At 42.4% G+C, this 26,273-nt stretch carries 26 protein-coding genes; 11 read left to right on the top strand and 15 right to left on the bottom strand.

Annotated features, from left to right (window positions below; all coding sequences use genetic code 11):
- Positions 1-141: 141 nt before the first annotated feature.
- The 4 genes from HMO_RS0100550 to HMO_RS0100535 all read left to right on the top strand — a co-directional run bounded on the left by HMO_RS0100550 (position 142) and on the right by HMO_RS0100535 (position 5,144).
- Positions 142-2,409, top strand: a complete 2,268-nt coding sequence (locus tag HMO_RS0100550; protein WP_010297232.1) for an F-box/LRR-repeat protein — start codon at positions 142-144, stop codon at positions 2,407-2,409.
- Between the two features lie 205 nt (positions 2,410-2,614).
- Positions 2,615-2,812, top strand: coding sequence for a hypothetical protein (locus tag HMO_RS16915; protein ID WP_175282075.1), 198 nt, complete (start codon positions 2,615-2,617; stop codon positions 2,810-2,812).
- A gap of 510 nt (positions 2,813-3,322) precedes the next feature.
- Positions 3,323-3,841 carry a PAS domain-containing protein gene (locus HMO_RS0100540; RefSeq protein WP_010297229.1) on the top strand — a complete coding sequence of 173 codons (519 nt, stop codon included), beginning with the start codon at positions 3,323-3,325 and terminating at the stop codon, positions 3,839-3,841.
- Entirely contained in the window at positions 3,816-5,144 is a 1,329-nt protein-coding gene (locus HMO_RS0100535; RefSeq protein WP_029448053.1) for a methyl-accepting chemotaxis protein, read from the top strand. The genes HMO_RS0100540 and HMO_RS0100535 overlap by 26 nt, the downstream gene beginning before the upstream one ends.
- A gap of 233 nt (positions 5,145-5,377) precedes the next feature.
- Here the strand turns inward: HMO_RS0100535 and rimM are convergent, their stop codons facing one another.
- The 4 genes from rimM to HMO_RS0100515 form a co-directional block, all read right to left on the bottom strand.
- Complete coding sequence (gene rimM / locus HMO_RS0100530) at positions 5,378-5,920, bottom strand: ribosome maturation factor RimM (protein WP_010297222.1); 543 nt, start codon at positions 5,918-5,920, stop codon at positions 5,378-5,380.
- A gap of 310 nt (positions 5,921-6,230) precedes the next feature.
- Positions 6,231-6,617, bottom strand: coding sequence for a 30S ribosomal protein S16 (gene rpsP / locus HMO_RS0100525; RefSeq protein WP_010297219.1), 387 nt, complete (start codon positions 6,615-6,617; stop codon positions 6,231-6,233).
- 101 nt (positions 6,618-6,718) lie between these two features.
- A complete protein-coding gene (gene ffh / locus HMO_RS0100520; protein ID WP_010297215.1) occupies positions 6,719-8,068 on the bottom strand; it encodes a signal recognition particle protein in 1,350 nt (449 codons plus the stop codon).
- Positions 8,069-8,149: 81 nt separating this feature from the next.
- Positions 8,150-8,632 carry a hypothetical protein gene (locus HMO_RS0100515; RefSeq protein ID WP_010297211.1) on the bottom strand — a complete coding sequence of 161 codons (483 nt, stop codon included), beginning with the start codon at positions 8,630-8,632 and terminating at the stop codon, positions 8,150-8,152.
- Between the two features lie 304 nt (positions 8,633-8,936).
- Here HMO_RS0100515 and HMO_RS15330 point away from each other — a divergent pair, with 304 nt between their 5' ends.
- The 3 genes from HMO_RS15330 (at position 8,937) to recG (ending at position 12,999) form a co-directional block, all read left to right on the top strand.
- Positions 8,937-9,815 carry an N-acetylmuramoyl-L-alanine amidase gene (locus HMO_RS15330; RefSeq protein ID WP_010297208.1) on the top strand — a complete coding sequence of 293 codons (879 nt, stop codon included), beginning with the start codon at positions 8,937-8,939 and terminating at the stop codon, positions 9,813-9,815.
- A 131-nt stretch (positions 9,816-9,946) separates the two neighbouring features.
- On the top strand, positions 9,947-10,918 hold the full coding sequence (locus HMO_RS13320) for an RluA family pseudouridine synthase (RefSeq protein ID WP_010297205.1): 972 nt from the start codon (positions 9,947-9,949) through the stop codon (positions 10,916-10,918).
- Complete coding sequence (recG, locus tag HMO_RS0100500; protein ID WP_010297202.1) at positions 10,900-12,999, top strand: ATP-dependent DNA helicase RecG; 2,100 nt, start codon at positions 10,900-10,902, stop codon at positions 12,997-12,999. The genes HMO_RS13320 and recG overlap by 19 nt, the downstream gene beginning before the upstream one ends.
- Positions 13,000-13,103: 104 nt before the next feature.
- On the opposite strand, the gene HMO_RS15325 is transcribed toward recG, so the two are convergent.
- From HMO_RS15325 to HMO_RS0100440, 11 genes are all read right to left on the bottom strand, one after another.
- Positions 13,104-13,637 carry a hypothetical protein gene (locus HMO_RS15325; protein ID WP_010297199.1) on the bottom strand — a complete coding sequence of 178 codons (534 nt, stop codon included), beginning with the start codon at positions 13,635-13,637 and terminating at the stop codon, positions 13,104-13,106.
- A complete protein-coding gene (locus tag HMO_RS13310) occupies positions 13,637-14,062 on the bottom strand; it encodes a cell wall hydrolase (protein ID WP_010297196.1) in 426 nt (141 codons plus the stop codon). Before HMO_RS13310 ends, HMO_RS15325 begins: the two co-directional genes overlap by 1 nt.
- Before the next feature lie 12 nt (positions 14,063-14,074).
- Positions 14,075-14,737 carry a hypothetical protein gene (locus tag HMO_RS0100485; protein ID WP_010297191.1) on the bottom strand — a complete coding sequence of 221 codons (663 nt, stop codon included), beginning with the start codon at positions 14,735-14,737 and terminating at the stop codon, positions 14,075-14,077.
- A complete protein-coding gene (locus HMO_RS0100480; RefSeq protein WP_010297188.1) occupies positions 14,734-16,296 on the bottom strand; it encodes a hypothetical protein in 1,563 nt (520 codons plus the stop codon). Before HMO_RS0100480 ends, HMO_RS0100485 begins: the two co-directional genes overlap by 4 nt.
- Positions 16,297-16,551: 255 nt before the next feature.
- Positions 16,552-17,046 carry a hypothetical protein gene (locus HMO_RS0100475; protein WP_010297185.1) on the bottom strand — a complete coding sequence of 165 codons (495 nt, stop codon included), beginning with the start codon at positions 17,044-17,046 and terminating at the stop codon, positions 16,552-16,554.
- A gap of 103 nt (positions 17,047-17,149) precedes the next feature.
- The gene (locus HMO_RS0100465) at positions 17,150-17,536 is read right to left on the bottom strand and encodes a hypothetical protein (protein ID WP_010297177.1); all 387 of its coding nucleotides are present in this window, start codon (positions 17,534-17,536) and stop codon (positions 17,150-17,152) included.
- A gap of 50 nt (positions 17,537-17,586) precedes the next feature.
- A complete protein-coding gene (locus HMO_RS0100460; protein WP_010297174.1) occupies positions 17,587-17,883 on the bottom strand; it encodes a head-tail adaptor protein in 297 nt (98 codons plus the stop codon).
- The gene (locus HMO_RS0100455; protein WP_010297171.1) at positions 17,880-18,440 is read right to left on the bottom strand and encodes a head-tail connector protein; all 561 of its coding nucleotides are present in this window, start codon (positions 18,438-18,440) and stop codon (positions 17,880-17,882) included. The genes HMO_RS0100460 and HMO_RS0100455 overlap by 4 nt, the downstream gene beginning before the upstream one ends.
- 3 nt (positions 18,441-18,443) lie before the next feature.
- Positions 18,444-19,550, bottom strand: a complete 1,107-nt coding sequence (locus tag HMO_RS13305) for a phage major capsid protein (RefSeq protein WP_010297168.1) — start codon at positions 19,548-19,550, stop codon at positions 18,444-18,446.
- A gap of 3 nt (positions 19,551-19,553) precedes the next feature.
- Positions 19,554-20,105, bottom strand: coding sequence for an HK97 family phage prohead protease (locus HMO_RS13300; protein ID WP_010297165.1), 552 nt, complete (start codon positions 20,103-20,105; stop codon positions 19,554-19,556).
- 63 nt (positions 20,106-20,168) lie between these two features.
- Positions 20,169-21,350, bottom strand: coding sequence for a phage portal protein (locus HMO_RS0100440; protein WP_010297162.1), 1,182 nt, complete (start codon positions 21,348-21,350; stop codon positions 20,169-20,171).
- 237 nt (positions 21,351-21,587) lie between these two features.
- Between HMO_RS0100440 and HMO_RS0100435 the strand changes: the two genes are divergently transcribed.
- The 4 genes from HMO_RS0100435 (at position 21,588) to sdhA (ending at position 26,269) form a co-directional block, all read left to right on the top strand.
- Positions 21,588-23,369 carry an F-box protein gene (locus HMO_RS0100435; RefSeq protein ID WP_010297159.1) on the top strand — a complete coding sequence of 594 codons (1,782 nt, stop codon included), beginning with the start codon at positions 21,588-21,590 and terminating at the stop codon, positions 23,367-23,369.
- 354 nt (positions 23,370-23,723) lie between these two features.
- Positions 23,724-24,092 (top strand): succinate dehydrogenase, cytochrome b556 subunit, encoded by a 369-nt coding sequence (gene sdhC / locus HMO_RS0100430; RefSeq protein ID WP_029448047.1) that lies wholly within the window; start codon positions 23,724-23,726, stop codon positions 24,090-24,092.
- On the top strand, positions 24,089-24,487 hold the full coding sequence (gene sdhD / locus HMO_RS0100425) for a succinate dehydrogenase, hydrophobic membrane anchor protein (RefSeq protein WP_010297153.1): 399 nt from the start codon (positions 24,089-24,091) through the stop codon (positions 24,485-24,487). Before sdhC ends, sdhD begins: the two co-directional genes overlap by 4 nt.
- Positions 24,488-26,269, top strand: a complete 1,782-nt coding sequence (gene sdhA, locus HMO_RS0100420; RefSeq protein ID WP_010297149.1) for a succinate dehydrogenase flavoprotein subunit — start codon at positions 24,488-24,490, stop codon at positions 26,267-26,269.
- The last annotated feature ends 4 nt before the right edge of the window (positions 26,270-26,273 follow it).

The raw sequence follows: 26,273 nt of genomic DNA, 5'->3' as shown, positions 1-26,273 counted from the left end.
GATCCCATCAGAAAGGTCAGACAGCAATTTCATCACCTTCCCTCTCGTATAGTTAACATACTGAATACAATAAATTTTACTTGTATAATTTAACTGGTTTGACTATATGAATTTAAAATAAATAAATCTATAAAGGCAAAAATGAAAAAGTATTCTATAAAAAGATTATTACAGATTTTTGGATGGTGCAGCTTAGCCTCTTTAGCCACTGCAATGGAAAAGGACTCTTTTAAACGTAATTATGAGAGCTTGCAATCGGCAGGACAAGAAACTAATTTACAACTTAATGAGGAGGAAAGATCTCCAAAAAGAGCGCGTAGGAGATTATCCTTGGAGGAAATGGACGTTTTCCTACTTGGTCAAGAGCAAGAACAGCAAGCCAGAGAAACCTCAAAAACCATCGTTAGCCTAGACAATGCTGGCCAAAAAACTCTTTTAAGCTTATCATATGATCTTCCTAATGAACTTCTTTTCCAAATTTTAAAGCTGCTTCCAAAAAGTGATCTCAAAGAGAACGCTCGTCTTGTCTCTTCTGCCTGGTGTCAAGTAGCTACTGAACTTCTGAGTAAATCTACTCAGACGCTCATTAAGACGCGCAAAGATTTGAAGAAATTCTTGCATCGCCACGCTGATGGACGCTTAGTCAACCCTTATAAGCTCTCACATTTGGCAATTGATTTCTTACCTGATGAAAAATTCTTGAATGTTTTAAAAGACCTCACGCCGCCAATAGACACTATAACAGTGGCAGCCCCTACAGAATGGAATCAAGAACAGGATAAAATTGAAACGGCTAAATCTCTTCTAGAAAATTACCCTAATCTTAATCTTCGCTTTCATTACGAAAGATACTATACAGCAGACTATAATGAAAAACCCCTAATATTTGCCTTGTATGGATGGAACTCCAACGACCTCAGCCAACTATGGAATAGCTTGGGCAATTCCTCAAGCCTCTTTCCAACCTCTGCTCAATCTCAGATGCTAAGCTCTTTAGCGACCCATCCAACTGCGTGCTGTCCATGGAACCTTGACCGTTTCACCTCTTGGCCATTTTATACCAATTACTCTATAATATGTGAAGATGAGCAGGCCAGAACGATAAATGAAAGCAAACTTCCTCTCTATATTGAGAAAGTTATAAAATTCATTAATGATACAAGCCATCTTAGAACTCTATCTTTAAAAAAATGGCCCCTTGGCTCACTCCCCCCCCAAACGCTAATTTCCTTAGTAGAAACCTTAGGAAAGCACCCAAATCTTACGAGTCTGGACCTTAGATATACTAACCTGGAAAGGAATGAGGAAAATATTCGAATTTTAAGCAGATTATTTCAGCTAAATACGGGACTGGTTTCTGTTAACCTTTTAGGAATGGAATTTAGCAGTTCGCAGATCTCTATCTTAAGCCAAGCATTAACACAAGCTAAGTCTTTAAAATATCTTAAGCTTGATTATAGTGACGATAAACATGGGACAACATCTGGAATTGCGGCTTTAATACCGACAAATGGTATGATGGTTAAATTAGACTTCACCAGTAACCATATGGTAGCTAAAATTTTATTTCCATGGCTGCTGACCGACTTACGCATTCATAAAGACGTCAGCGTTGACTCAGTACAAGCTTTGCTTAAGATTATTTCTGCTGCTCCTAACTTTCAAAAGTTGGATTTAACCGATGGACACTATGGCGATGCAATTGGCACAGAGATTGCAACCCTGGTAAAAACAAATAGGACAATTACTTCTCTAAAGGCGGGTCAAAATAGGTTTAGTCAAGAAACAGCCAAGCTGTTAGCAGAGGCATTAGCAAGCAATACAGTACTCAGGAAACTTGAGCTGTTTACCAGCCCACTGGGGTCAAAAGGAATAAGATTTTTAGCTAAAGCTTTAAGGAAGAACCGAGCTTTGCAGTGGCTAGATCTCAGCTGCACAATGGAAGAGAATGAGAATGAAGCGGCTAAGCTTAAAGCAGTCCAAGCTATGGCCTGTGCCTTAACACATAATACGACACTTAAAGTTTTAAACTTGGCACATAACTCTTTGCTTGAAACAGATATAGCAATTTTCTTAACTTCTTTAACCACCAATCATACCCTTGAGTCTTTAATTGTAGGTCCCTTCGAAAATGATACTCCGATTATGGACGTCTTAGAGCTAGTCCTCAAAACTAATAAATCTCTTGAATATATTGAATTGTTACGTAGATTTAATATGGAAGAAGACGATGAAGATGAATGGGTAGAAACTTTAGAGCAAACTGTAGGGGAAAACACGACTTTAAGATGTCTGGCTGTGCGTATGTCGAGCGAAGACCTGGATGATAGCACAATTATAAGCCTTACAGACCGAACTAAAGAGATGGAAGAAAGAAAACCCCACCTTTATATAATTGCTACTGAATAAAATCCTTTCTAATAAAAGACAGGAAAAACATAACAAGAAAAGGAGCTCAATTGCTCCTTATTCTGTGCCTTTATATCAACTTATTCTGATCCTATAAAAACTTGTATCGGCTCCTACTTGCTTATGCCGGTAGTCTGGCAAACGCTAACAGAGCTGATGCAAACGTAAACGCTAGAACTTTAAGATTCTAAGCCGTCTTTTTGTGATGTTCTCCCTATTATTCGATAGTGTGCTGTATAGCTTCTATATTCACCTTCCCTACGGTAACAGTCCCCACATGTTGCTCCCAATATCTGACGCTTGGAAAAGGTTCCCCACGATGAACGGCAAATCTTTGGCTGGCATTTTCAATGTATCTTGCCAGGCTGCAATGTTAACAGTTGGCGGCGCTCAGGACTCCTAAAGTCATTGCGATGGCCGCTTTTTTCTTACCGGATACTTGGGAAGATAGAGAGATACTTTCTGCATAAAGGTGTTTAGGGCTTTTATTTTAGCAGACCTTGTAAAAGAAATATTCTAAAACTTGCGCTAACTACTTTTATCTTTCAATGCTTTTCATCCTTCATTCAATACCCCCTTTTTATACGCTTTTTTAAAAACTGGCGGGTAGTAAGATTTAAAAGAGAATTATTAAGTGAGCCTCAGTCGCTTAGGTAGAAATAAATTCAATATTAATAACCACTTATTAATACTTTTAAGGCACAATTCAAAATATTAACACTAACTGGAAAGATAGCATATTTATCTTTATTTTTCAGGAGCTTATATAAGAATAAAAAATTAACCAATTTTACGGCGGACCTACAGGCCTAAGGAGAAACTGGAAAGAATAAACCACCCCCTTTTATAGATAGGGTGGGGAAGTAGATTGATTGCTAGGAATGAATAATTAGCTCAGTGTGGAGGCGGAGTTATGTCAAAAATTATTGCCTTAGATACAGAACTCACTTTCAGTGAAAACGAGCTTATAGTAAGCCGCACTGATACAGCTGGGCGTATTCAATACTGCAATCAAGTATTTATTAAAATTTCGGGGTATAATGAGAAAGAGCTTCTTGGCCGTCCCCATAATATAATAAGGCATCCGCATATGCCTCGCTGTATCTATAAAATGATGTGGGATAGGATTTCCAGCGGTAAAGAGATCTTTGCGTATGTTAGGAATCTATGTAAAGGAGGACAATATTATTGGGTGTTTGCCCATATAACTCCTACTTTCAATGGAAATGGCCAAATTATTGGCTACCATTCAAATCGTAGAAAACCTAAAAAGGAAGCTATAGCGGTTATCAAACAGATATATGAGCAATTGCTGATTGAAGAGCGCAAGCATTCCAATCGCAAAGAAAGCATTGATTGCTCTACAAGACTTCTTATGGACATCCTTTCAAAGGAAGGAAAAAGCTATGATGAATTTATCCTCTCTATCTAAAGCACTATGGATAAGCGTTGCGCTTCTGCTTATACAGCTTGGCAATATAATATATTATTTGCTTTTCAATCCACGCAATCTATCATTTACCTGTCTCTTTACTATGAGTATGGCAGGGCTGGTGGTAGTCTTACTCTATAAAGCAGAGAAGCATATAAATAAAATAATTCCCCTGTTAGAAAAATGGAAACAAGGTGATCTTGAGGAGCGGATTGTTAAAATAGAAGAGAAAGGGAATCTGGGTAACCTTTCTTGGCTATGCAATGACATTATTGATGTGCTCGATGCTTTCCTTCGCGAATCGTGCGCATCAATGGAGGCTATAGAAAATGGTCAATATTACCGTCAAATTATCTTAACAGGACTTATAGGACAATTTAAAAAAGGGGGCAGATTAATAAATGAAACAATTAGAACAGCCCAAAGTAAAAATAATTTCTTAATCCAAGCTTCAGAAGAATTTCGAAAAAACATTAAAACTGTTGTTAATAATGTTCAAGAGGCTTCAGCGAGCGTTCAACGCCATTGTGCCTCGTTAACAACTATGTCAGAGACTTCTTTAGCAAAAAACTCTGCAGTTGTTAAGGAGGTAGAAAGCGTACGAGCAAATGTTAGTTATGTTGCCACCACTACCTCAGAGCTTCATGAATCTATCAACAAGATTAGATCGCAAGTTGAGGAAGCAAAAATTGTTGCAGACGAGGCTTCGCATGAAGCAGAAAGTGCAACGCAAACAATAAATAATTTAAAAGAAGCCTCCTTAGAGATTAATAACATTATAAAACTCATAAGTGATATTGCAGGCCAAACAAACTTACTTGCTCTCAATGCTACTATTGAAGCTGCTCGCTCAGGGCAAGCCGCTGGTAAGGGGTTCGCTGTCGTAGCCTCAGAAGTTAAGAATCTTGCAAGAGAAACAGTAATGGCCACTGATAAGATTGTTAACCAAGTTCAGAATATTCAATCTTTTATTCAAGGGACTGTAACTGCTATTGAGACGATTAGTGGAACGATTAATCGTATTAGTGAGATCTCTACTGCTGTCTCTTCTGCCGTTGAAAGTCAACATTCCTCGACCCAACAAATTAGCAATAATATGAATGAGGCTGCAATTAGCACCCAAAGTGTTAGCGGGAATATAGAGGATGTGAAAGAGATTGCTGAAGAAACTTATACTTCAGTTAAAACAGCGGTGAATTCAGCCAATGAGCTCGCAAAAGAGATCAAAGATTTAAGTGATGAGATCAGCTTCTTTACTACTAATATAAATAGTAGTACAAACCGGAGCATCAACCATAGCTAGTCGATTCTGCAGAAAGTGCCTGACTAAGCTCGAGTTATTTGAATTTTGCAAATGTTCTGTATAAGGATTATCTCTGTTACTTAAAGAGAGAGCTATATATAGCGTATGTGATGCCTAGTGTTTGGAAAAAGCCTAAGCTCTTTTGCCATACTTTAATCCGCTCTATGAATATTTCCTCCGATTGACTTCGGCTCGGACTTTTATAGACTGCATTAGCTCTACGCTCAATCTTCTCACTTACCCCGTCCTAGCAAGCAGGCGCTATCAATAATGATCTTGCCTGCTTTTATATCCACTTGAGGCACTGCTTCTTGAGTAAAGGGCAAAGTATAAATTTCACTCTCGGAAGTTTTGATATCAAAGAAGTCGCCGGCACCATAATTTTGTACAGCGAGCACGGTACCTACCTCTTCTCCGCCTTGATCAACCACATCCAAGCCCACGAGATCCTCATAGTAAAACTCGTCTTCATTAAGGTCGGGTAGCTCAGAACGGTCCACATACAACTTAACGCCACGCAATGCTTCAGCATCATCACGGCTATTTACACCATCAATAGTCACCACTAAGAGGTCGTTATGCTTAGGAGCAAAAAGGCTTAAATTATAAGGGCGGCCAGTATGATCTCTGAGGGTTGAATACTCAAAGAGATCTTCAGAGTACTCTGTGAATGTTTTAACTTTAACAGCGCCGCGAATCCCATGCGGTGAAGTGATCTCCGCCATGCAAATAGGATTGATTAATGTCGGATCAGTTATTCGATGAGATTTAGACATAGGTTACTATTCCTGGTAGACGGAATTAATATTAAGATTGATTTAGAACTGCTCCCCTTAAGAGCCCGGCCAATCATATAGGATTACTTTCTTACACGCGTTTCCTTTTATGTCGCTTTCTTAACCATAGCTTAAATATGTCCTTCTAAAAAAGACACATTTTAAAGGGCGAGCTGACCTTTAGCTTTTACCTTCTATAATGGGCCAGGCTTAATAAGCAGCAATTTCCCACTAATAGTCTAGAAAGTCAATAATATACTGAAAAACCCCGATGAATCGGGGTTCAGCTACTTATTGAAAAGCAAGGATTTTATTCTGCTGCAGCAGCTTTTGCTTCTTCTGCAGCCAAACGAGCAGCTTCAGCAGCCTCGGCTTGCTCTTTTAAGCGTTGTTGAGCTTTGGCACGTGGCTGAGACTTTTTAGTCTGAGCGGCTCTCTCTTCAGCTTTTACAAGACCAGCTTTAGCGAGGAACAAATTAACGCGGTCGGTCGCTTGGGCGCCAACTGAAAGCCAATGTTGAGCGCGTTCATGGTTGATGACAACGCGGTCTGCACTTCCTTGTTCCAACAATGGATTGTAGGTGCCAATTTTCTCAATAAACTTACCATCGCGGGGTGCGGTCGCTTCAGCAACAACGATTCTGTAGAAAGGACGCTTTTTTGAGCCACCACGAGCTAAACGAATTTTTAAAGCCATTATTAATCTCTATAAATAAATCACATAATTGACATTAGATTTACATTATTCTCAGCTTTACTGCAATAGAAAACTTGTTGAAATCGCCATATATAAGCTGATTAACGACCAAACAACCCCTTTAGCCCCCCACGCATTAAGCCAGATTTTCCTAACTTTCCTAACCGCTTCATCATCGATTGCATCTGTTCAAACTGTTTGAGCAAGCGGTTAACATCTTGGACTTGGGTGCCTGAGCCGGCGGCAATGCGTTTGCGACGCGAGCCATTTAAGACCTTAGGATCCCGTCGCTCTTTTTTTGTCATGGAGCGAATAATCGCAATTTGCCGTTTCAAGATGGTATCATCTACACCCATTTCATCCATTTTATCTTTAATCTTTCCCACGCCCGGCAACATGCTCATGATCCCGCCAAAGCCGCCCATCTTGATCATGCTTTCAAGCTGTTTTTCCATGTCATTAAGATCAAAGGCGCCTTTTTGCATTTTCTTAGCCAGGCGCTCGGCTTCTTCTTGATCGACAATCTCAGAAGCGCGTTCCACCAGGCTAACAATATCCCCCATATCCAGGATGCGGCTTGCAATGCGTTCGGGATGAAAAGGCTCAAGCTGGTCAAGTTTTTCCCCCATCCCCATAAATTTGATGGGGCAGCCGGTCACGGATCGCATCGATAAAGCCGCCCCACCACGCGCATCCCCATCCAAGCGGGTCAAAATGATTCCGGTGATGCCGACTTTCTCGTTAAATTCTTTAGCGATCGTTACAGCATCTTGGCCGGTCATGGCATCGGCCACCAAAAATGTTTCGATGGGCGCTGAGGCTTGACGAATCGCAACCACTTCGTCCATTAATTCTTGATCAATATGCAACCGCCCAGCTGTATCAAGAATAAGGACATCAACTCCTTGCTCTTTAGCACTTTTTAAGGCGCGCCGAGTAATTGCTAAAGGTTTTTCCTCTGCAACAATTGGCAAAGTCTGGACTGATAGTTGGTTGCCTAAAGTTTCAAGCTGCAGCTGTGCTGCGGGGCGATAGATATCTAGTGAAGCCATCAGCACTTTTTTATTTAGCTTCTCTTTTAAATATTTAGCCAGCTTACCGGTAGAAGTTGTTTTCCCTGATCCTTGCAAACCGACCATTAAGATCACGGCAGGCGGGCTAACCGCTAAATTGATGTCTTCCGCTTTAGCACCCAGCATCTCGATCAAATGATCATTAACAATCTTCACAACCATTTGACCGGGAGTCACACTCTTGATTACATCTTGACCAATAGCTTTTTCCCGCACCCCTTCAATAAATTGCTTAACCACAGGCAAGGCGACATCAGCTTCTAAAAGGGCAATACGCACCTCGCGCAAGGCTGCCGTTACGTCCGCTTCAGTTAAGGCCCCGCGCCCTCGCAATTTGTCGAGAACACCGGTCAATCGTTTTGAAAGGGATTGGAACATAGGCTTACCTTGCAGATATTATGGGATTGTAATTTCATTTAATTTAACGGCTTCGATTAACATTTGCAATATTTGCCTATTTTATTGGCTTAGACGTTCAACAATTAATTTCGCCTTTATAGCACTGTCTGACGGGCACGCTGGCTGTATAATATATTTATTAAAATTTGTTGAAACGGATATATGGTTCAAAGAATCCCAGGAAATCCTTCTAATACAACGGCCCGCTTCAGAATGATTGACAGCTTTAATGATAAGCTGCGACCTTCCCTCAGGTAAAGTGGCTTCAGCTTGGTGAAGATTATTAATCAATAAATTGTAATCACTTTCTTTCATCAGTGCATCAAAGCTGTGCTGAATGATAGGCTCTAAAATTACGCTGAAGACAGCATAGCGTTCACTGTCAATTTCTTTAAAATTTGTCAGAGCTTTCTGAAGATCAGTCAGATTACACGTAGCTACTTCATTAGTTAAGTTTAAAGGAATGTTTTCACTCGCTTGAAAATCCATAGTCTGCAAATTATGAGCCACAAAAAGCATCAAAAAGTAAAATTTTTCTCGCATCTCAATTTCTCCCGTGAATAAGATTAGTCTGAAAAGAATAAGCCCGCACTTAAATAACCATGTCGTATTTATCTGAATGATGAGGGGGCGCGAGCTTACCCCCCATAGCTTCGTGAATTTGGAAGCCTTGCTCCTGAAAAGTTACAAGCCTACATCTCAAAAAGAACGGTAAAATAAGTATTTTTTCAATCACGCGGCTAATAAAGAAGTGCGCTAAGATTATTGGATAATACGCTGAAGATGCATCGGCGAGAAAAATGTTTTATATTTGCTTTAGCCCCTTTTATAAAACTGATCTTTATTAATGCCTTATGATATTATAGAAATTCCCTCAGAAAATTTTAACAGCCGTGCGGGCACAGAAATCGAATTGATCATTATTCATGCGGTCGGCCTTGATCTCGAGACCACACTGCGAGGGTTTACTTTCAAGAATGGTGATAAAGGCGGCTTAGGCGTTAGTCCTCATTACCTTATCCCGCAGATGACTGCAGAGGCTTTCTTGACAGCTTTCGCGGAAAAATTTAATTTACGCTGTACTCCTAGATATCCCCACCAAGTGCCCGTCATAAAGTGTGTTGACGAGAAAGACAGAGCCTGGCACGCTGGAACCAGCAAATGGGGAACATTCAACGCCCGTCCAGGCTGTGAGCAAAGCTTAAATTCTTGTAGCATAGGCATTGAATTCCATACCCCCGGTTATGGCTTGGGAGGCGAGGATTGGTTCCATTTTACCCCGTTCACAATCGAACAGATGGCGACAGGCGCTGAGCTTATAAAAGATATCAGCCAGCGCCATCATATCCAACCCGCCAACCTTATTGGCCACTCTGATATTGCCCCCTGGCATCCCAGTTATATTAAAACTGACCCCGGCCCCCTTTTCCCCTGGAAATGGCTTTATGAGGAGCACCAATTAGGGATATGGCCTAGCCTGGCTACGAAGCTAGAGCGTTTAGAGCCTGAAAACAGCCAAGATTATGTGCGCCGACAACTGCAAAAAATTGGCTATAATGTCTGCCAGAGCCTGGAATGGACTGATTTAGATCGCCATAGTATTAATGCTTTTCGCATGCATTTTATGCAAGACAGCTACCACCTTGTTCGACCCACGGATAAAGAATTTGGAAAAGTTGATATTAATCTCATCGATTGCCTTAATCGCATGACAGGAAACCTCTAATATTTTGCACCGCCCAACCGCTGCTTTTATTCTTTAAAATTATGGGCAAGCTTGATATTTCCAAGTTTTTTATAGCCCATTTCAAGCAAAAATGTTAATAATAAGAGACGATAAAAGAAAGAAATTACATAATGGCTCAACCAACGATACATCTGGTCGAAGATTCTGAAGGCATGCGTCTTGACCGATGGCTAAAAAAACAAGTTCCTGATTTAAGGCAAAGTGTTCTTGAAAGGCTATTGCGCACAGGAAAAATTCGCTTAAATGATACTAAAGTTACTGCCGGCCATCGCATTGCGGTCGGGGATGTGGTCAGCATTTGGACTGATCTCGAAAAGTATAAGAATGTTTTGCCTCAACTCACTATGAAAGAAGCTCCTTCTCTTTCCCCGGAAGAGATTGAATTCTTTAAGTCTTTAATTATCTGGGAAGATGAAGATTTACTTATAATCAATAAACCCAGCGGCCTTGCTGTGCAAGGAGGCACCAAAACTTTCCGCCATGTTGACCGCTACCTGGCCGGCTTAGGGGAGCTTAATAATTGTCGCTATCGCTTAACCCACCGAATTGACCGGGATACAAGTGGCCTGTTAGTTATTGCTAAAAAGTCAGATATGGCCACCCATTTAACCCAACAATTTAAGGACGGCAAAGTTGAAAAGATTTACTGGGCAGTTACTCTAGGCCAGCCTCGTCCCGGCAGTGGGATATTAAAGGCGCCGCTGATTAAAGCCGGCGTCGGCGACAAAGAAAAAGTTGTTGTCGATTTTGAAACGGGTAAACCAGCGATCACGGTCTACCAAACCTTAAAAAGATTAGAAAAACCACGTTTACCTTATATGGCATGGGTAGAGCTCAAACCTCAAACAGGCCGCACCCATCAGTTGCGTGTCCATTGCGTCCATCTAGATGCCCCTATTTTAGGGGACGGGAAATATGGTGGCAAAGAGGTTACGGACATTCACCGTACCTTGCATTTGCATGCCCGATCCATCACCATTAGAGATAGAGACGGCAATAAACTCACCTTTCAGGCGCCTCCTCCCGCTCACTTTACTGAGACGTTGGCAAGATATGGTATTGAATGGAGCAGAATTATTTAACACAATTAACGCCTCTATTTGCGCCGCTAAGCACCCTGCCGGGCGTGGCGGGGCGTCGGGAGGCTTTGTTTAAAAAGCTGCTCGGTAATCGAGCGATTGATGCCCTTCTGCATTTTCCGAGTAATTTGATAGCTTACAAATATGTCACCACCATCCAAGAGGCAAGCGTTGGTGAAACAATTATTGTGCGGGCTGAAATTATGAGCCATCGCTCTGCTCAGCGACGCGGCGCCCCTCATAAAGTCAGCTGCTATGATGGACACACTTATTTTGATGTGGTTTTCTTTCATGGTAATGTGCCCTATTTCCATAAGATTCTTCCTGAAAAGACTAAGCGTATAATAATCGGGCGAGCTGATAAAAATCTTAGCCGCTGGAGCATTACTCATCCGGAAAAAATTTATCCCGCCCTACCGGATCAAACCTTCCCTACTAAAGAAACCGTATATCCGTTAACCACAGGTGTAACTAATAAGTGTGTCCACCGCGTCATTGATGCCGCCTTAAGTCGTTTGATTGATTTTCCTGAGTGGCATGAACCCAATGTAGTAGACAGTTTAAAGCTGATGAGCTTTAGCCAAGCTATCCGGCAGGCGCACTATCCGCAAACGCTAGAGGATCTCCAATTAACACCAGCCCATGAACGAATTATCTTTGATGAACTTTTTGCCCACCAACTCGCCCTTCACTTTTCTCGTCTTGCTCAACAAGTGGAAACACCAGGCCATTCACTGACTGGGACCGGTGCCCTTATCCGCCAGCTCTTAGCACAGCTGCCCTATGAGCCTACGGAATCTCAGAAAAATGTCTTGCGAGAAATCTTTGAAGATATGGCGCGTCCGACACCGATGACCCGCTTAATCCAAGGGGATGTGGGAAGTGGAAAAACCTTAGTTGCTTTAATCAGCATGCTTCGGGCCATTGAATCGGGCTATCAAGCAGCCATACTCGCGCCGACTGATATCCTAGCGCGTCAACACTCCGAAACTATTGTCCAGCTTGCGGAAAAGATCGGTATCAAAGCCGATATTTTAACAGGCCGGGAGAAAGGAAAGCGACGTGAAAAAATACTGCAAGAATTAGCAGAAGGCACTATTAACCTTTTGGTCGGCACCCATGCGCTAATTGTAGAAGATGTCAATTTCAAAAATTTAGGATTAGCCGTCATTGATGAACAACACCGCTTTGGGGTGGAACAGCGCCTGGCACTTGCACTTAAAGGTCATAATCCAGACATTCTAGCCATGACAGCAACCCCCATTCCACGAACGCTGCAGCTAGCAAATTTTGGTGACATGGATGTCTCTATTATTAAAGAGAAACCAGCGGGGCGCCAACCGATTACAACAAAAGTTTTACCACTCAACCGTCTGCACGACGTTATTGATGGTGTTAAACGGGCTCTGGAAAACCAAGCAAAAGTTTTCTGGGTTTGCCCTCTCGTGGAGGAATCAGAGAAGATTAATATCTCCGCTGCTGTTGATCGCTATGAGCAGCTTAAAGAGATTCTGGGAGATAAAGTTGGATTGGTCCACGGCAAAATGAAAGCCTTGGAAAAAGACACAGTTATGGAGAAATTTATTAATGGTGATGTGGATGTGTTGATTGCAACCACCGTAATTGAAGTGGGGGTAAATGTCCCCGCGGCGACCATTATGATTATTGAACATGCAGAACGGTTTGGCTTAGCGCAACTTCACCAGCTGCGGGGACGAATTGGGCGGGGCGAAAAAGCGGCAACTTGTGTGCTACTTTATGGTCATGAAATCAGCCAAGTGGGGAAAGAAAGGTTGGCCACCATGCGTCAAACTGAGGATGGCTTTGAAATTGCGGAAGCTGACTTACGTTTGCGCGGTGGCGGCGATATCTTGGGCACGCGGCAAAGTGGTCTGCCTGGCTTTCGCTTAGCTGATTTTATTTCATATCCTGCCCAAATGGGTTCATTGCTAGCATTAGCTAACACAGAGGCTAAAAGTGTTCTAAAAACTAACCCTGATCTGCGGGGCGAGCGCGGTCTTGCCATTCGCCTTCTACTCAAGATTTTTGACATGGATAACGCCATTAAGTATACGCGCTCATAATATTCCATCTTCTTGGGTCCTTTGCTATTAATATTTTTAGAAAAGCATCCTTGAGGTTGCAAGAATCTTTGATAATCTTCCTCATAAATTAGGGCAAGTTAGGTTTATAATTCTCTTTCAAACAGAGCCGCCATCGTTGTATCCTTCATCTTACTTTCTCGGGAAGAGCCAAATTCAAAAGCATATGCATCCTTTAAGCAGGAGCCAAAAATTCCTGCAACTGTGGAAATAATGCCGACAGCTTCGCCTGGCAGAAAATCAGAGTAATAAGCTAAGGAAACCAAACAACTAATTAATCCCCCCGCTGCACTTATTACCATTATATCAGCTCTAAGATTGCTTTTTCCGGCTTTAATAAAAGCCATATCCCTTAAACGCGCATCTTGACGGTCGCGCATAGTGGATAATTCCATCTCGGCCTCAAGATTCAAGATTGCCTTTTGAAACTCAATCACAACTTCAGGTTGCTCCCGCAGCAGCTGAATTATGTCCGTGGAATCCTCAATACCTGTAATACGCTTAGCAATATCCAGCACATTTTCTGCGACTTCTTCAGCTTTCTCGCCAGCGAGCCAGCGCGCAATAGATGGAATAAATTGTGCCAGACTAACAGCAGCAGAGATAGGCGAAACAGCCATTATTTGTGCCTCCTCGATAAATTATAGAATATATGTTGACCTATTTTTAATTGAGGTTTTGAGGATAAAGACCAGGTCGGAAAGGTCGCCATACTGGCAGCATGATAATGATCACATCCCCTTGTCAAGTCAGGCCATTCGTCTTTAATGATACGATCAGCAACATCCAGACATATATCGAACAAAGGGTCCATGATGGTTGTGGTAATTAGCTTTTGGTTAGGATCATTGGGATTCCAACAGGAGAATTGATACGGTTTCTGACAGACTTCAGCAATGGTTTTACCATACCAGCTTTGCTGTTTATAACGATTGTTAACCACATTACCAACAGCAATTAAGGAAGCCAAGCCCCCATCAACACGATAATATTCACCGCGAGCTTCTCCATAAATTGTTCGCGCTAAAATTTGAACATCATTCATTTTCATATCTCCTTATTTTCGGTATTGAAAGGTAACCCAGGCACCGGCGGTACCATGGCGCTGAATATCGACAGACTCGTAACTAGACTGATTCTCTTCTGTCAAAGGAAGGGTTAAGATGAGCTTGCGATCACGGACAAAGTCAACAAATGCTTGTCCAGGATGAAGATGATATCTGATTTGATTATCAGCCTCATAAAAATTCACTGCATACTGACGGATTAATTCTAATTCACACCCCGGTTGCCAGAATCCTCCTAATTCCAAGACTTGCGTCGCAGTAACAAGTTCAATATGACCTGCGAGATTAATAAACTTGAAATCAGGCAACGCTAAGTTGTTAACTTCCAAAGGACGAATAAGGCCGTCCTGACGGATTAATGATTGAGGCTGCAATGATAAAGCCGCGAAACGATAATCTGCTAGCTTTCCTTGAAATATATGACGTGTAATTGGCCCCAAGCTAATACTGGCTTCATTTTCTGTAGGAAGGGGATCAAGCTTCACCAGGAGATCAAATAAATCTGGCAATTGATGAATCTCGTGCAAAGGATGGGCCTCCTCTGCCTGCCCTAATCCTATCTGTGCTAATTCGGTTGCAATAAATGCCGTCGACGGGGCTTCATAGCCTCGCCAATAAGCTCGTCCAGCTAAGGACTGCTGTAAGTGCTTCATAGCTTCTCTTCCTCCTCCTTTAATTGGTTGGGCGCACTCCAATACATATCTTTCAGTTGCAATTCACGCTCTAAAACATCAGAGCTGCGTAAATCCCTTAAGGTAAAATTTATTTGTGTTGCCTGCTCAAACGGCAGTGTTGGCCTAGGACTGTCTTGGCTTTGCAGCCATTCAATCTGATCTGAAGCATGATTGCTTACACTTATAGTTTCGATAAAATAATTCGGATCGAAGATATTCTTCTCATCTATTCCTTGAGGCTGCTCCCTATATTGCCATTCAAGCGGAGGATTGTTGACTTCGTTCATGCCTGTTGCAATCGCGACAGTTAAATGGGCCACTGCCCTGTCAAAGCGACGCTCCAGACAGTAGTTCAAAAGCTTTCCACAAACTTTGCCATTAGGTAAGCTTGGATGTTCAATCGTTATTTGATGGTCGAGAGTTACATCAAGAGCATCTATAAAAGGTACCTGAAATTTAACTTCTGCGGCTCTGGCAGAGTATGCTAAGTGACCCTGAGCAATCTGTAAGGCTTTTTTGGCAACCTTATAGCCGACCTCAGAGTCAAAGAAATATGATTGTTGCTGAATATTGGAGGGCAAACTTCCCAATTTTAAGCTGATCCGTCGTAAAGGGCGCGAAGAATGAGGGAGATACTGGTTTTTATGATGAACAACAACATTTAAATGCTCTCTTCTTTTCTGAATATATTTCCATTCCAGAATGAGCTCCGCCTGAAACCAAAAGTTCTTATATTGTTTACCGTGAATTAAAGGCGTTACAGTTGGATAGTGCCCTAGAACACCGGTCGTCAAAGGAGCAAATTCTTTTAAGGAGCTCCGGGCAACTGCATAGCCACTGCGTCCTAGTACTTGTCCTGTTTGCGGCCAAGTGGCCAACAATCCCTTAGGAGTCAACGTATTGATACGCCCCTGTGGAAAGAGCAACTCAATTTTTGGCAGCAAATTAATCTCACCTCGCAGCTCTTGTACCCATTCACACACTAGTGACAAATGGATCCCGCGGAGTGGTGTATCCGTGATAGCAAAGTGCAAACTATCTTCTAAGATTTGAGAGGCATAAGTTTGGTGCTTGGTGCCCTGAAAAATAGAAGATAAAGTTATTTCATGGGACATCCGATCATAACAAAAAAGTTTATGCTCGAATTCTAGATAATCGCACGGTTGCGGATCCTTATTACTCCTCAAGATCAGGCAATCTTTATGCTTCTCCTTTAAAGGAACAATAAGCGCGTTAAGCTTAGCATAAAGATTGACCGGAGTTGCCACCAATTCTACATACTTAGTTAAGGAATCAATTTTTCTCGGTAAGCCAATAAATTGGCCTTTCAATAAAGGCTCAAGATAGCCTCGGTCATCCGTTCCAATAAATGCCCAGCCATGATCAGGAATTTGTTGCGTGGCTGGCATAACGAGGCCTGCTATTGCCGCATGCCCTTCCCGCTGGCTGATCGTTAGCTCCAAGAGATCAATAGGAAATTGGGAATGAACAGCTGAGAACGGCTGGTCAGGCTCGCAGATATATAGATAAATTGACATCGCTACCTCATACACTATGCAAATATTAAAAGGCCCGATCCTATTGGAATCGGGCCCTATTTAAAAAGAACGAAAAGTTATATTTTTTAGAGTTATATTTACGGATATCTTGTGAAATTAGGACCTGTTAGGTGCCTCTCTAGTTTGTTTGTCTAAATCGAGAAATGGAATAAGGCTTTTAGTGAGCTACTCCTCAATCGTGCTAAATTGTAAGCAGCATCCCAGTAAATTGGGACCTCAAGTCCCCTCACCTTTCTAAACTTCCTCTAATTCCATTTGCCAGCCAGTCTTAATTCCCCATTCATCTGTTTTCAATATATAGCGAATAATACGCATTGTCAGAATAGGGCGATAGCTAACAAAGCAGGGTTGATCGGAGGCCAAAGTTAATTCTTGACCATCGAAACAGATGATTGGTAAGGCATTATGGTGTTCATCGATCACATGAATGGACCCTGGAGCCGGAGAGCGTTCTAAAATTGCTTTACCACCGGTACAACGCTGCCATAAGCGCTGGATACAGTTGACATCCACTACCATCCCGACCTCAAGACCGTCTGTGGCCACGACCGCTTTATCTTCACAAGATATTGTTGTCTTATATTTTTTACCATTAGTGCCCAAAAAAACCAGATCACCATTAACTGTGCGCCGAAACTGCCCCATGGCTAAAGGGATTAGTTCTTGCATACATCCTCTTGCTGACAAGGGAGGAAAGCCTGACCTTGAAATAACTAATTCCGTTTCCATAACGTCCTCACTGTACCCAACGTGGTAAGGCTAAAGGTAGCGTCCGTTCACGCTCTTCTAATTCTTCTGTTAAAACGTCAATAATTTGCTCTTTATCCATAACTTACCTCCGCACCAACGACTCATAGTAATGGCTGACCGTCTTTTTTTGGCCATTTTTAGAAATATCTACAACGCTTCCCATCAGCCTCACGACAGCTCTGCTGCCATCGGGAAGAGTTAAAACTTGACCATCAAGAAAGCGATTAATTTCCCGAGATTGTATAAAACTAGCTTTTACACCCGCATCATTATCCAGACAGACAGTTCGGAATTTAATTTTTGTTTGAGCAGCATCGTGGCCTAAGCTGGTATTATGGTTAATTTCATCAACTTCTAAGACACAACACGGGTACTTTATCTCTGTATGAGGCGTCAAATAAATATTTTGTTCAGCTACTTTCGACTGTAAATGTGATTTAACTGTTGCCAAAAATGAAAAGTCACTCATGACTTTCGCCTCCTTATAGTCGTAACAAGATTATATATAGGGCGGGATTGTTAATATCCCGTTAAATCGGGGCAGGACTTGGCAAAGACGCGCCAAACATTGCGGTTTTCCAATATAGGAGAAGAACAATCTGCCCAAACTTTTTGCCATTTAATTCTATGAAACTTATGGGGGGTGGGACGCAGACGTACATCAAGAATTAAGCGTCCTTTTTCAGCCCCTTTCAGTCTGACCTCGGCCCAGGCTATCCCAGCTATACTCCATCTCTCCGATAGATCCCCTTCTGGTGTTTCCTGTAATTCTCGTCGCCAGAGCTGAATCCGCTCAGTGAGCATTGATGTCTTCATATTAAGCCTATCCTACGATATGGTTGCACCATTCTTAATAACTCTAAGTAATCATCACGGCTAATACCGCTGCGCGACTCATAATGGCACGTTACATGATTGATAAGTGCTTGGCGCAAAATGGCTGGAACACAATTCGGACGTTCACCAAACCCAGCTGTAAATTCGATTTCAAGAGCCTCCCCCACCTCAGCGATGTGGATAATGTGCTGCCCCAAATGTTCCCTAAGCTTATAGGCGATAGCTCGTCGAGCACCCCCCCCTCCAACTAAAACGACACTCTTAATATCGGTAACATTTTGTTTGGGCAGGACGAGAGAGATCTGATTGGATATTAACGGCTTAGCGTTAAAATTACGAGCTGAGGACAATGATTGCTGCCATAAATAGCTGGTTACTAACAAGGGGGAATTAACCGTGTCTTCGACCCAGTTCGTCGCCACTTGAATAAGGTGTAATAAATAATCATCATCTTCGCTGTGGTCAAGGCGCAAATGCGCCTTCACCTGCTGCAGCGACACGCATGTATGGTCATGCGTTTGTGTCACGGTCAACATTTATTACTCCTCTGTTAAATTGGCAATTTTGACGGCATCAAAGTTGATGACATCACCGCCAACGCGTTTAGTGGTATAAAACTCCACATAGGGCTTAGCTGAAAATGGGTCACGTAGAACGTTTATGTTCGAACGATCAACTACCTGATAGGCCTTATGAATGTTAGCAAAAATGAGTTTTTCTTCTTCGGGCTTCATATCATCACATAAGTAGACCGGGTATCCCAGCAAGAGATTAGGTTGATCAGCGGCTAAGGCCGGCTGCCATAAATAGCTTCCTTGACCATCCTTTAACTTACGGATCCGAGCGGCCACAGCACGCGACATTATCCAGCATGCTCCATCCAAATATTCGGATTTCATGGCATAAAATAAATCAATTAAAGCATCGGCGGCGGTTTCTTTATTGAGAGCAAGGGATATGGACTCTATTTTGCCCCATTCGCCTTTACCAAGGGCAACCGCAGGATAGGCCAGTATCCCTTTAGGCTTTGCTGATCCATCCCCATATAAAAAGGCTTGATTTTCAGTCTTTGCCATTTTATCGGCGATCCGCTCTGCGAGCCATGATTCAATATTAATGGCAGCATCATCGAGCATCCTTTGGCTGACGCGTGGCTTGGCAAAAATTTCATGGGCCGGGATAGAAACTTTAATCAGTTCTGGCGCAGAAGTTTCATCGCGTCGGTCCGTTTCAGCAACCCAACCCACATCAGGTTCGCTTTTTTCCACCAACAAATCTAAGCTATCATTAGTGATGGTAGCAACGGAGGCTAAGCGCCGGATAATTGAGCGTGATTGAAGTTGCTGGTTGATCAACTGAACAGCAGAGTGCGGAATAAGATACCCCCCTTTAGCATCGTCGGCACTAATCATAGACTTAATGGAGATATCATCGATCCCCTTGCGAACAAAGCGGCCAAACCCGTCACATTCTAGCGACTTAGCTTCTGTTACCTGGGGGCGTTTGAGGGCAACTTCTACTTGATCTAAGCGTGCAGCTGTTTTAGATAAAGTCTCTTCCACTTGCCCCAGCTTTTTCGTCTGCTCGAGGGCAAAATCCTTTATAGAGACGTTAAGTTCGTCTAAGCTGGTCATGATTTCTGTCATCTATTACATCCTTCCTTTATTAAGATTATGAGCCTTCAGCAATCTGCTAAGCTCTTTGATTTGCCGAACGATAGCATCGTTCTCAACAAATTCCTTGACTGTCGTGATCTTTGCATCAGGGTTTGCTGCAAAAGTCACTAAAGATATTTCCAATAAATCGACTTCTTCAAGAACTCGAGCATTTCTTTTAGGGTCCTTGATAGCCCGCACTGGTTTGAAGCCAATAGAGAGGCTATCAATAACGCCGGCTTTTAATAAAGAGTAAGCTTCTCTACCCGCTGCTAAATCTAATAACAGGCGCCCTTTTACAAATAATCCATGCTCATCTTCATAAATTTCATCCCACACGCCAATGGGTCTACGTTGATCATGCTGCCATAACATCTTAGGTAAACGGCCCTTACCACGCCATTTATTAAGAGACTGCTGAAAAGCCCGGCGAGCGACTATTTCTTGATGATGGTCGGTGACCTCAAATACGCTAGCATAGCCACAAAAAAAGCCATCTTCTTGATGGCTTTTTATCGAAAAAGGAATCCCTAACTGTTTAATCATACTTTCTCCCTAGGTCGCACTATTTTACTCTTTTTATCGCTGTAAAGTTGCATATACGTTCTCCTAAAGCAGCTTGTCACCTTCAGCAATAGGTCCATACCCGACTGCTTGGCGTTTTTCATTAATTGTTAAAAAGTCTGCAGCTTGGATTTTAGCCCAAAGTGATTCGCGTCGCTGGGCCAACGCAGGGATCGCATCCGCATCGTAGGACAGGCGGTAGCCCTCCCCAAAATAAGGGCAAAGCCATAAATTGAACTCGGCTATCAAAAATTCCATTAATGGCAAAATTGTGTCTTCCCATAAATGGTAACGTGCCTCCTTATAATTGGCAAAGGTCGCATCACCTGCAATGCCAACAAGCATCGGGGGCACACCAAAAGCTTGAGATATTTCCCGAGCTGACATCTTTTTACCTTCAATAAAATCCAGATCCTTTGGACTCAGCCCCATTTCTTTCCAATCAAAATCTCCCTCAAGAACCATAATTCTGCCAGCATTATTACTGCCTTCGTAGATACGTCGTATGTCTTCGCGCAAAGAGTCCCGTTGTTTTTCTGTCATCGGCAAACAATTGCCGGGCTTAAACATCAGGGCCCCACTTGGACGGCCGCCATTTTGCATTAAGGCAAGGTTGTGCTCGGCCACAATATTATGCTGATCTATTGACCGAGCTGCGGCTTCAATAGGACTCATTCCATACCAATCATTCAAAGGATGGAAATTTTTCAAATGCAGAACAGCAGAATGCCCGGTAATCGGATCACATTCTAAGCGCCTTTTATAACCATCGACCTCATACTCAAATCCAGAGGGGATACCAGCAATACCAGGAATCACTTTCATCCGATCCGGTCTTAGAGCATATAATTCTCTAACTTTATTCGCTTGATCAAAAACTGCTTCAATATAGGCATTCCCTGATAACAACAAATGCCCAACCATGGCTTCCATAAAAGCTGAGCCTGCTTGACGCGGGCTGGGACAATTTAATAGATTTAAAATAGGGTGGTGCTCAACCTCATCATCCCGATGATAAAGAAGCCAGGGAATGCTCCCCACACCTTTGGCAATTAAGGTTACGCAGCGATAAACAATAACATTTTTCTGATACCCCTCATCTGCAAGCAGCGCATAGTTTCTTGGCGTCCACACCGGTTTCCCCAGCGCATTATACGCAATATAAGGGGCCACACTGCTGGACTTCTTTCTCGTCCGCAGTGACCATAAATTTTCAAGAATTTTCATGAAGCTTTCCTTCGATAGACAGAAATGTCCAACTTACAAAAACTTTTATATATCAATTGGTTAATTTAAAACAATACTTATCATCTATAATAAAATGCCCATGAAAGATATTTTTTATGAACCGTTTTATAGATGTTGAATACTCACTCTGCGGTCAACCATGAAAAATTGATTGAGAAATACTTAAAAAAACTGGAAAAATAAATTTAAATTAAATTTTACTAATGGTTATCTAAAATGCTACCAAAATTTGTGAAGAGATTATGGAGTGCCACTTTAGCCCTCCCGCTTTTATCTTATTTATTATCAATCTCAACAAATGCGGTTGAGGTTAATAGAGGACCGTTTAACCTTCCCGCAGAATTGGGCAGCCATATCTTGAGCTTTACCTCGCCTCAAGACCTTGCAATCTTGCGACAAGTTAATCCTACCTATAGAGATGCAGTCAATGACCTTTTAGAACGTTTGCCTTACCGTTTAGTAAGAGAAGACTTAAGGGTTTACCCTTTCAAGAATATGAGTGTTATCAAATTTATGCTTGAGGGAAACAGTCATTGGAAGCAACGCCATATCAATGATCTATTTATTCATCTAGCCAAACATTTTAAAGCTGAGCAGGATTTTAGGAACAAGCTCCCTGAGGCTTTTATACGCTTTTCCCCTTCCCGAGAAAGAATTAGCTATATGCTTACATTAGCCATCCTTTATCAAGCCGCAGAGAGATACAGTGCAGCTATTGAATCCTTAGAAAAGGCTCGCCGATTATTTCCCAATTCGCAAAAAATACTTATTAAATTTATAAAGTACACGATGCTTTATGGAAACCCGCAACAAAGGCGAAAGCTTCGGAGTGAACATCATATAAATCCCACAAGAGTTGCTCGGGCAAATGCTTTGCTATCATCGCGGTGTCGAGATTATTCTATGGTTACTGTGAAAAATTTAGAAGAAAACTGTATTAATATCATCCATGAGCTGGAAGGGAGAGCAGCATGTATGAATCAAGCTATAAAAGATCTACAAGCTGCCGTTATTGAGGGATATGAGCCTGCTATTTTATCTTACCTCCTGAAAATACCTCGAGGAAATCCAGTGATGGATTTAGATCTTACTTTAAAAGAGAGGGCAAAATCAGGACAACCAAAAGCCCAGTATTATTACGGATTATATGGTCTAGAAGGCATGCTCCCCATGTCTAAAACCCAAGCTCAAAACTATCTAAAGAAGGCAGCTGAGCAAGGATACGCCAAGGCCCAATCTCTCTTGGGCTCCTTTTATTGGGTTAAGAGTAAAGGTGCTGCCGACAGAGATGTTTTACAAGCTAAAGCAGCCTCATATTTAAAAATTGCAGCTTATAAAGGCGTTTATAGCGCTCAATATAATCTGGGATACGTCTTTATAAAGAAAAAAGTCTATCATAAGGCAATAAAAATATTTAAGAAATTATCTGATCTAAATTTTATTCCCTATACAAGTGACCTAACCAGTTCACGCCGTTATTTGTGGCTGACTAAGCTACCGGCCACAACCCTATATGCCCAAGCGCTCTATTGCCAAGGCAACTTATTATATCGATCTTGTTACTTTTCTTCGCAACAAAAAGGCTTAGATTTAATAGTGCAGTCTTGCCAACTCAACAATATAAATGCCTTACTTTGTTATGCTCAAATTCTTGCAGAACAGGGGACATTTGAAAAATCATTACGTCAATATGAGGTAATATTAAGTCTGTATGAAGAAGGAAGGACCCAGCACTGTTTCTCCCTCCTAACGACAGAGAAAATTGTTCAGCAGCGAGCAGAAGTTTATAAGCTTTACTCTGAACATTTAAGAAAGTATAACTTAATTGACAAAGGAACAACATTTTTTTGGCAAGAACTTATTAAAAGAAAGAAGGCGCCAAGCAAATTGCCCAACAAGAATGGTTACTCACCTGACCAGTTAAAGGAAATCCATGTACTCCATGACATTTTAGGGCAGCTTGCAGTTAAAGATCGAAGTCTGAAAATTCAAGAATGAGGCTCGAAAGAGAGGATGTATGTTTATCCTCTCAGAATTTCAATAACTAGGTTTTCTGTGAGAAGTTTCCTTCCTCCCGCATAAAAATAGATTTCTTTGTTATTAAAGCCCTCGCAGATAGCTTAGCTAAAGATTAATGATTAACGTGCTGAAGTATAGATACACTCTTTTCATTCTGAATCTTGCAAACTGCAAGCATTAAGCTTGAATATTAAAAAAATAAAATCTTGCCCCTATTTCAGGCTTAGTCTTGTTTTTTAAGTCTTTCTTAATTTATTTCCCCTCCCCTTGCCTCCTATAACAGAGCTGAGATAGAATTTAAATATAAATTTTATTTAAACTTGAAATTTACAAATGAAGCCACGCCCTTTATCTCCCCATTTGCAAATATATCGTCCTCAAATAACTTCAGTGTTATCGATATTACATCGTATCACCGGCATAGGATTGGTTATATCGCTGCTATTCTTTATAGCATGGATTATAAGTCTAGCCATGGATGAGGCTAGCTATTTATGCTTTAAACAATTTATGGGGTCCTGGATAGGGCAGACCGTATTATTTTTTAGCCTGTTTGGTTTCTACTATCACTTAGCCAATGGTATTCGCCATCTCGCCTGGGATATTGGCCAAGGATATGAGCTTCACATAGTACGTATTACAGGATGGCTTGTCATCTTGACTTCGATTATCGCCACGCTATTAACATGGAGACTCGCATGACAGCATCTCAAGAATTTCAGTCGCCGACGAAGCGAGCTAAAGGGCTGGGATCCGCTAAAGAAGGTAGCGGCCATTGGATTGCTCAACGGGTCAGTGGTATATTATTGGCTCCGTTAGGTTTAGTGATAACCATCTGGCTAAGCCAACATCATCAGCTTCCCTATGCTGAGATGATTGGATTCTTAAGTTGTCCTTGGGCGGCCGCAGTTGTGTTTTTGTTTGTCGCCAGCGCTAGTTATCATGCAGCCTTAGGCTTACAAGTCATTATTGAAGATTATGTCCACAGCCCATGCTGGCGTTATGGATTGCTGTTAAAAGTACGCCTTGCAGGCTACTTGCTTCCCGTATTTACGCTATTCTTACTTATTCACATCATGCTTAAAGGAATCAAATAAATGGCAGAAAGCTACAAGATTATTGATCATCGCTTTGATGTCGTGGTTGTGGGTGCAGGCGGTGCTGGACTAAGAGCGACGCTGGGCATGTGTGCTGCTGGCCTTAAAACGGCGTGTGTAACTAAAGTTTTCCCCACGCGCAGCCATACCGTGGCGGCGCAAGGCGGCATTGGTGCAGCTCTAGGCAATATGGGGGACGGCGATAACTGGAAAAACCATTTTTACGATACCGTCAAGGGCTCGGATTGGCTCGGGGATCAGGATGCTATCGAATATATGTGCCGTAACGCCATTCCCTCTGTTATTGAGCTTGAACATTTCGGGGTGCCGTTTTCACGAACCCCCGAAGGCAAAATATATCAGCGCCCCTTCGGTGGCCATACCATTAACCAGGGTGAATCCATGGCCAAGCGCGCCTGTGCAGCCGCCGATCGCACTGGGCATGCAATTCTTCACACTCTTTATCAGCAATGCTTAAAACATCAAGCCCAGTTCTTTGTGGAGTACTTTGCCCTTGATCTCATTATGGATGAAAAAGGACGCTGCCGCGGCATCATGGCCCTGTGTTTAGAAGATGGCACCCTTCACCGCTTCCAGGCCCACATGGTTGTCCTGGCTACCGGTGGCTATGGTCGCGCCTTTTTCTCTTGTACCTCTGCTCACACCTGTACAGGTGATGGCAATGCCATGGTCTTGCGTGCTGGCTTACCCTTACAGGATATGGAATTTATTCAATTTCATCCCACAGGGATTTATGGATCAGGGTGTCTTATCACCGAAGGAGCACGCGGCGAAGGTGGATACTTAACCAATAGCGCCGGAGAACGGTTTATGGAGCGGTACGCGCCCAACGCTAAAGACTTAGCTTCCCGTGATGTCGTCAGCCGGGCTATGACCATAGAAATTAACGAAGGTCGTGGTGTTGGTCCCCATAAAGACCATATCTTTTTACACTTAGAGCATTTAGATCCTAAAGTCCTACACGAACGCCTTCCTGGAATTTCTGAAACGGCCAAGATTTTTGCCGGCGTTGACGTTACAAAAGAACCAATCCCAGTGCTGCCAACAGTACACTATAATATGGGCGGAATTCCAACCAATTATATGGCCGAAGTTATTAAGGATGCTCAAGGAACAGTGGTCCCTCGATTGATGGCTATCGGTGAGGCGGCGTGTGTTTCCGTTCATGGCGCCAACCGTCTAGGCACCAATTCCTTATTGGATCTGGTGGTATTCGGACGAGCTGCTGCCCACCGTGCTGTAGAGCTGATCCGCCCAAATAGCCCTCATGATACGCTACCACCTTCGGCAGGGGAAGAAGCGCTGGAGAGAATGGATAAGATCCGTCACCGCCAAGGTACCCTTAAGTGTGGAGATATCCGCCTCAATATGCAGCGGACAATGCAACAATACTGTGCCGTATTCCGTGAAGATAAATATATGTCTGAAGGTTTTGAAAAAATTAAGGAAGTCCATGCTAGTCTAGACCATATTCAGATTAATGATAAAAGTTTGATTTGGAACAGTGACTTGGTTGAATGTTTGGAACTGCACAATTTATTGGAACAAAGTATGGTAACGTTCGCCTCTGCCTTAAACCGTAAGGAAAGCCGCGGCGCTCATGCTCGAGAAGACTATCCAGACCGGAATGATAGTGAATGGTTGAAGCATACCTTATGCACCTTTAAGGGGGACAAGACCAACATTGCTTACCGTCCTGTACAAATGAAAACTTTAACCAGTGAAATTGATGTCATTCCCCCTAAAAAGCGGGTTTATTAAAGGA

The sequence above is a fragment of the Candidatus Odyssella thessalonicensis L13 genome (assembly GCF_000190415.1).
GTDB classification, from domain to species: Bacteria; Pseudomonadota; Alphaproteobacteria; order Paracaedibacterales; family Paracaedibacteraceae; genus Paracaedibacter; species Paracaedibacter thessalonicensis.
The sequence above is the reverse complement of the archived record's forward strand: the minus strand, read 5'-3'. Positions and strand labels throughout refer to the sequence as shown.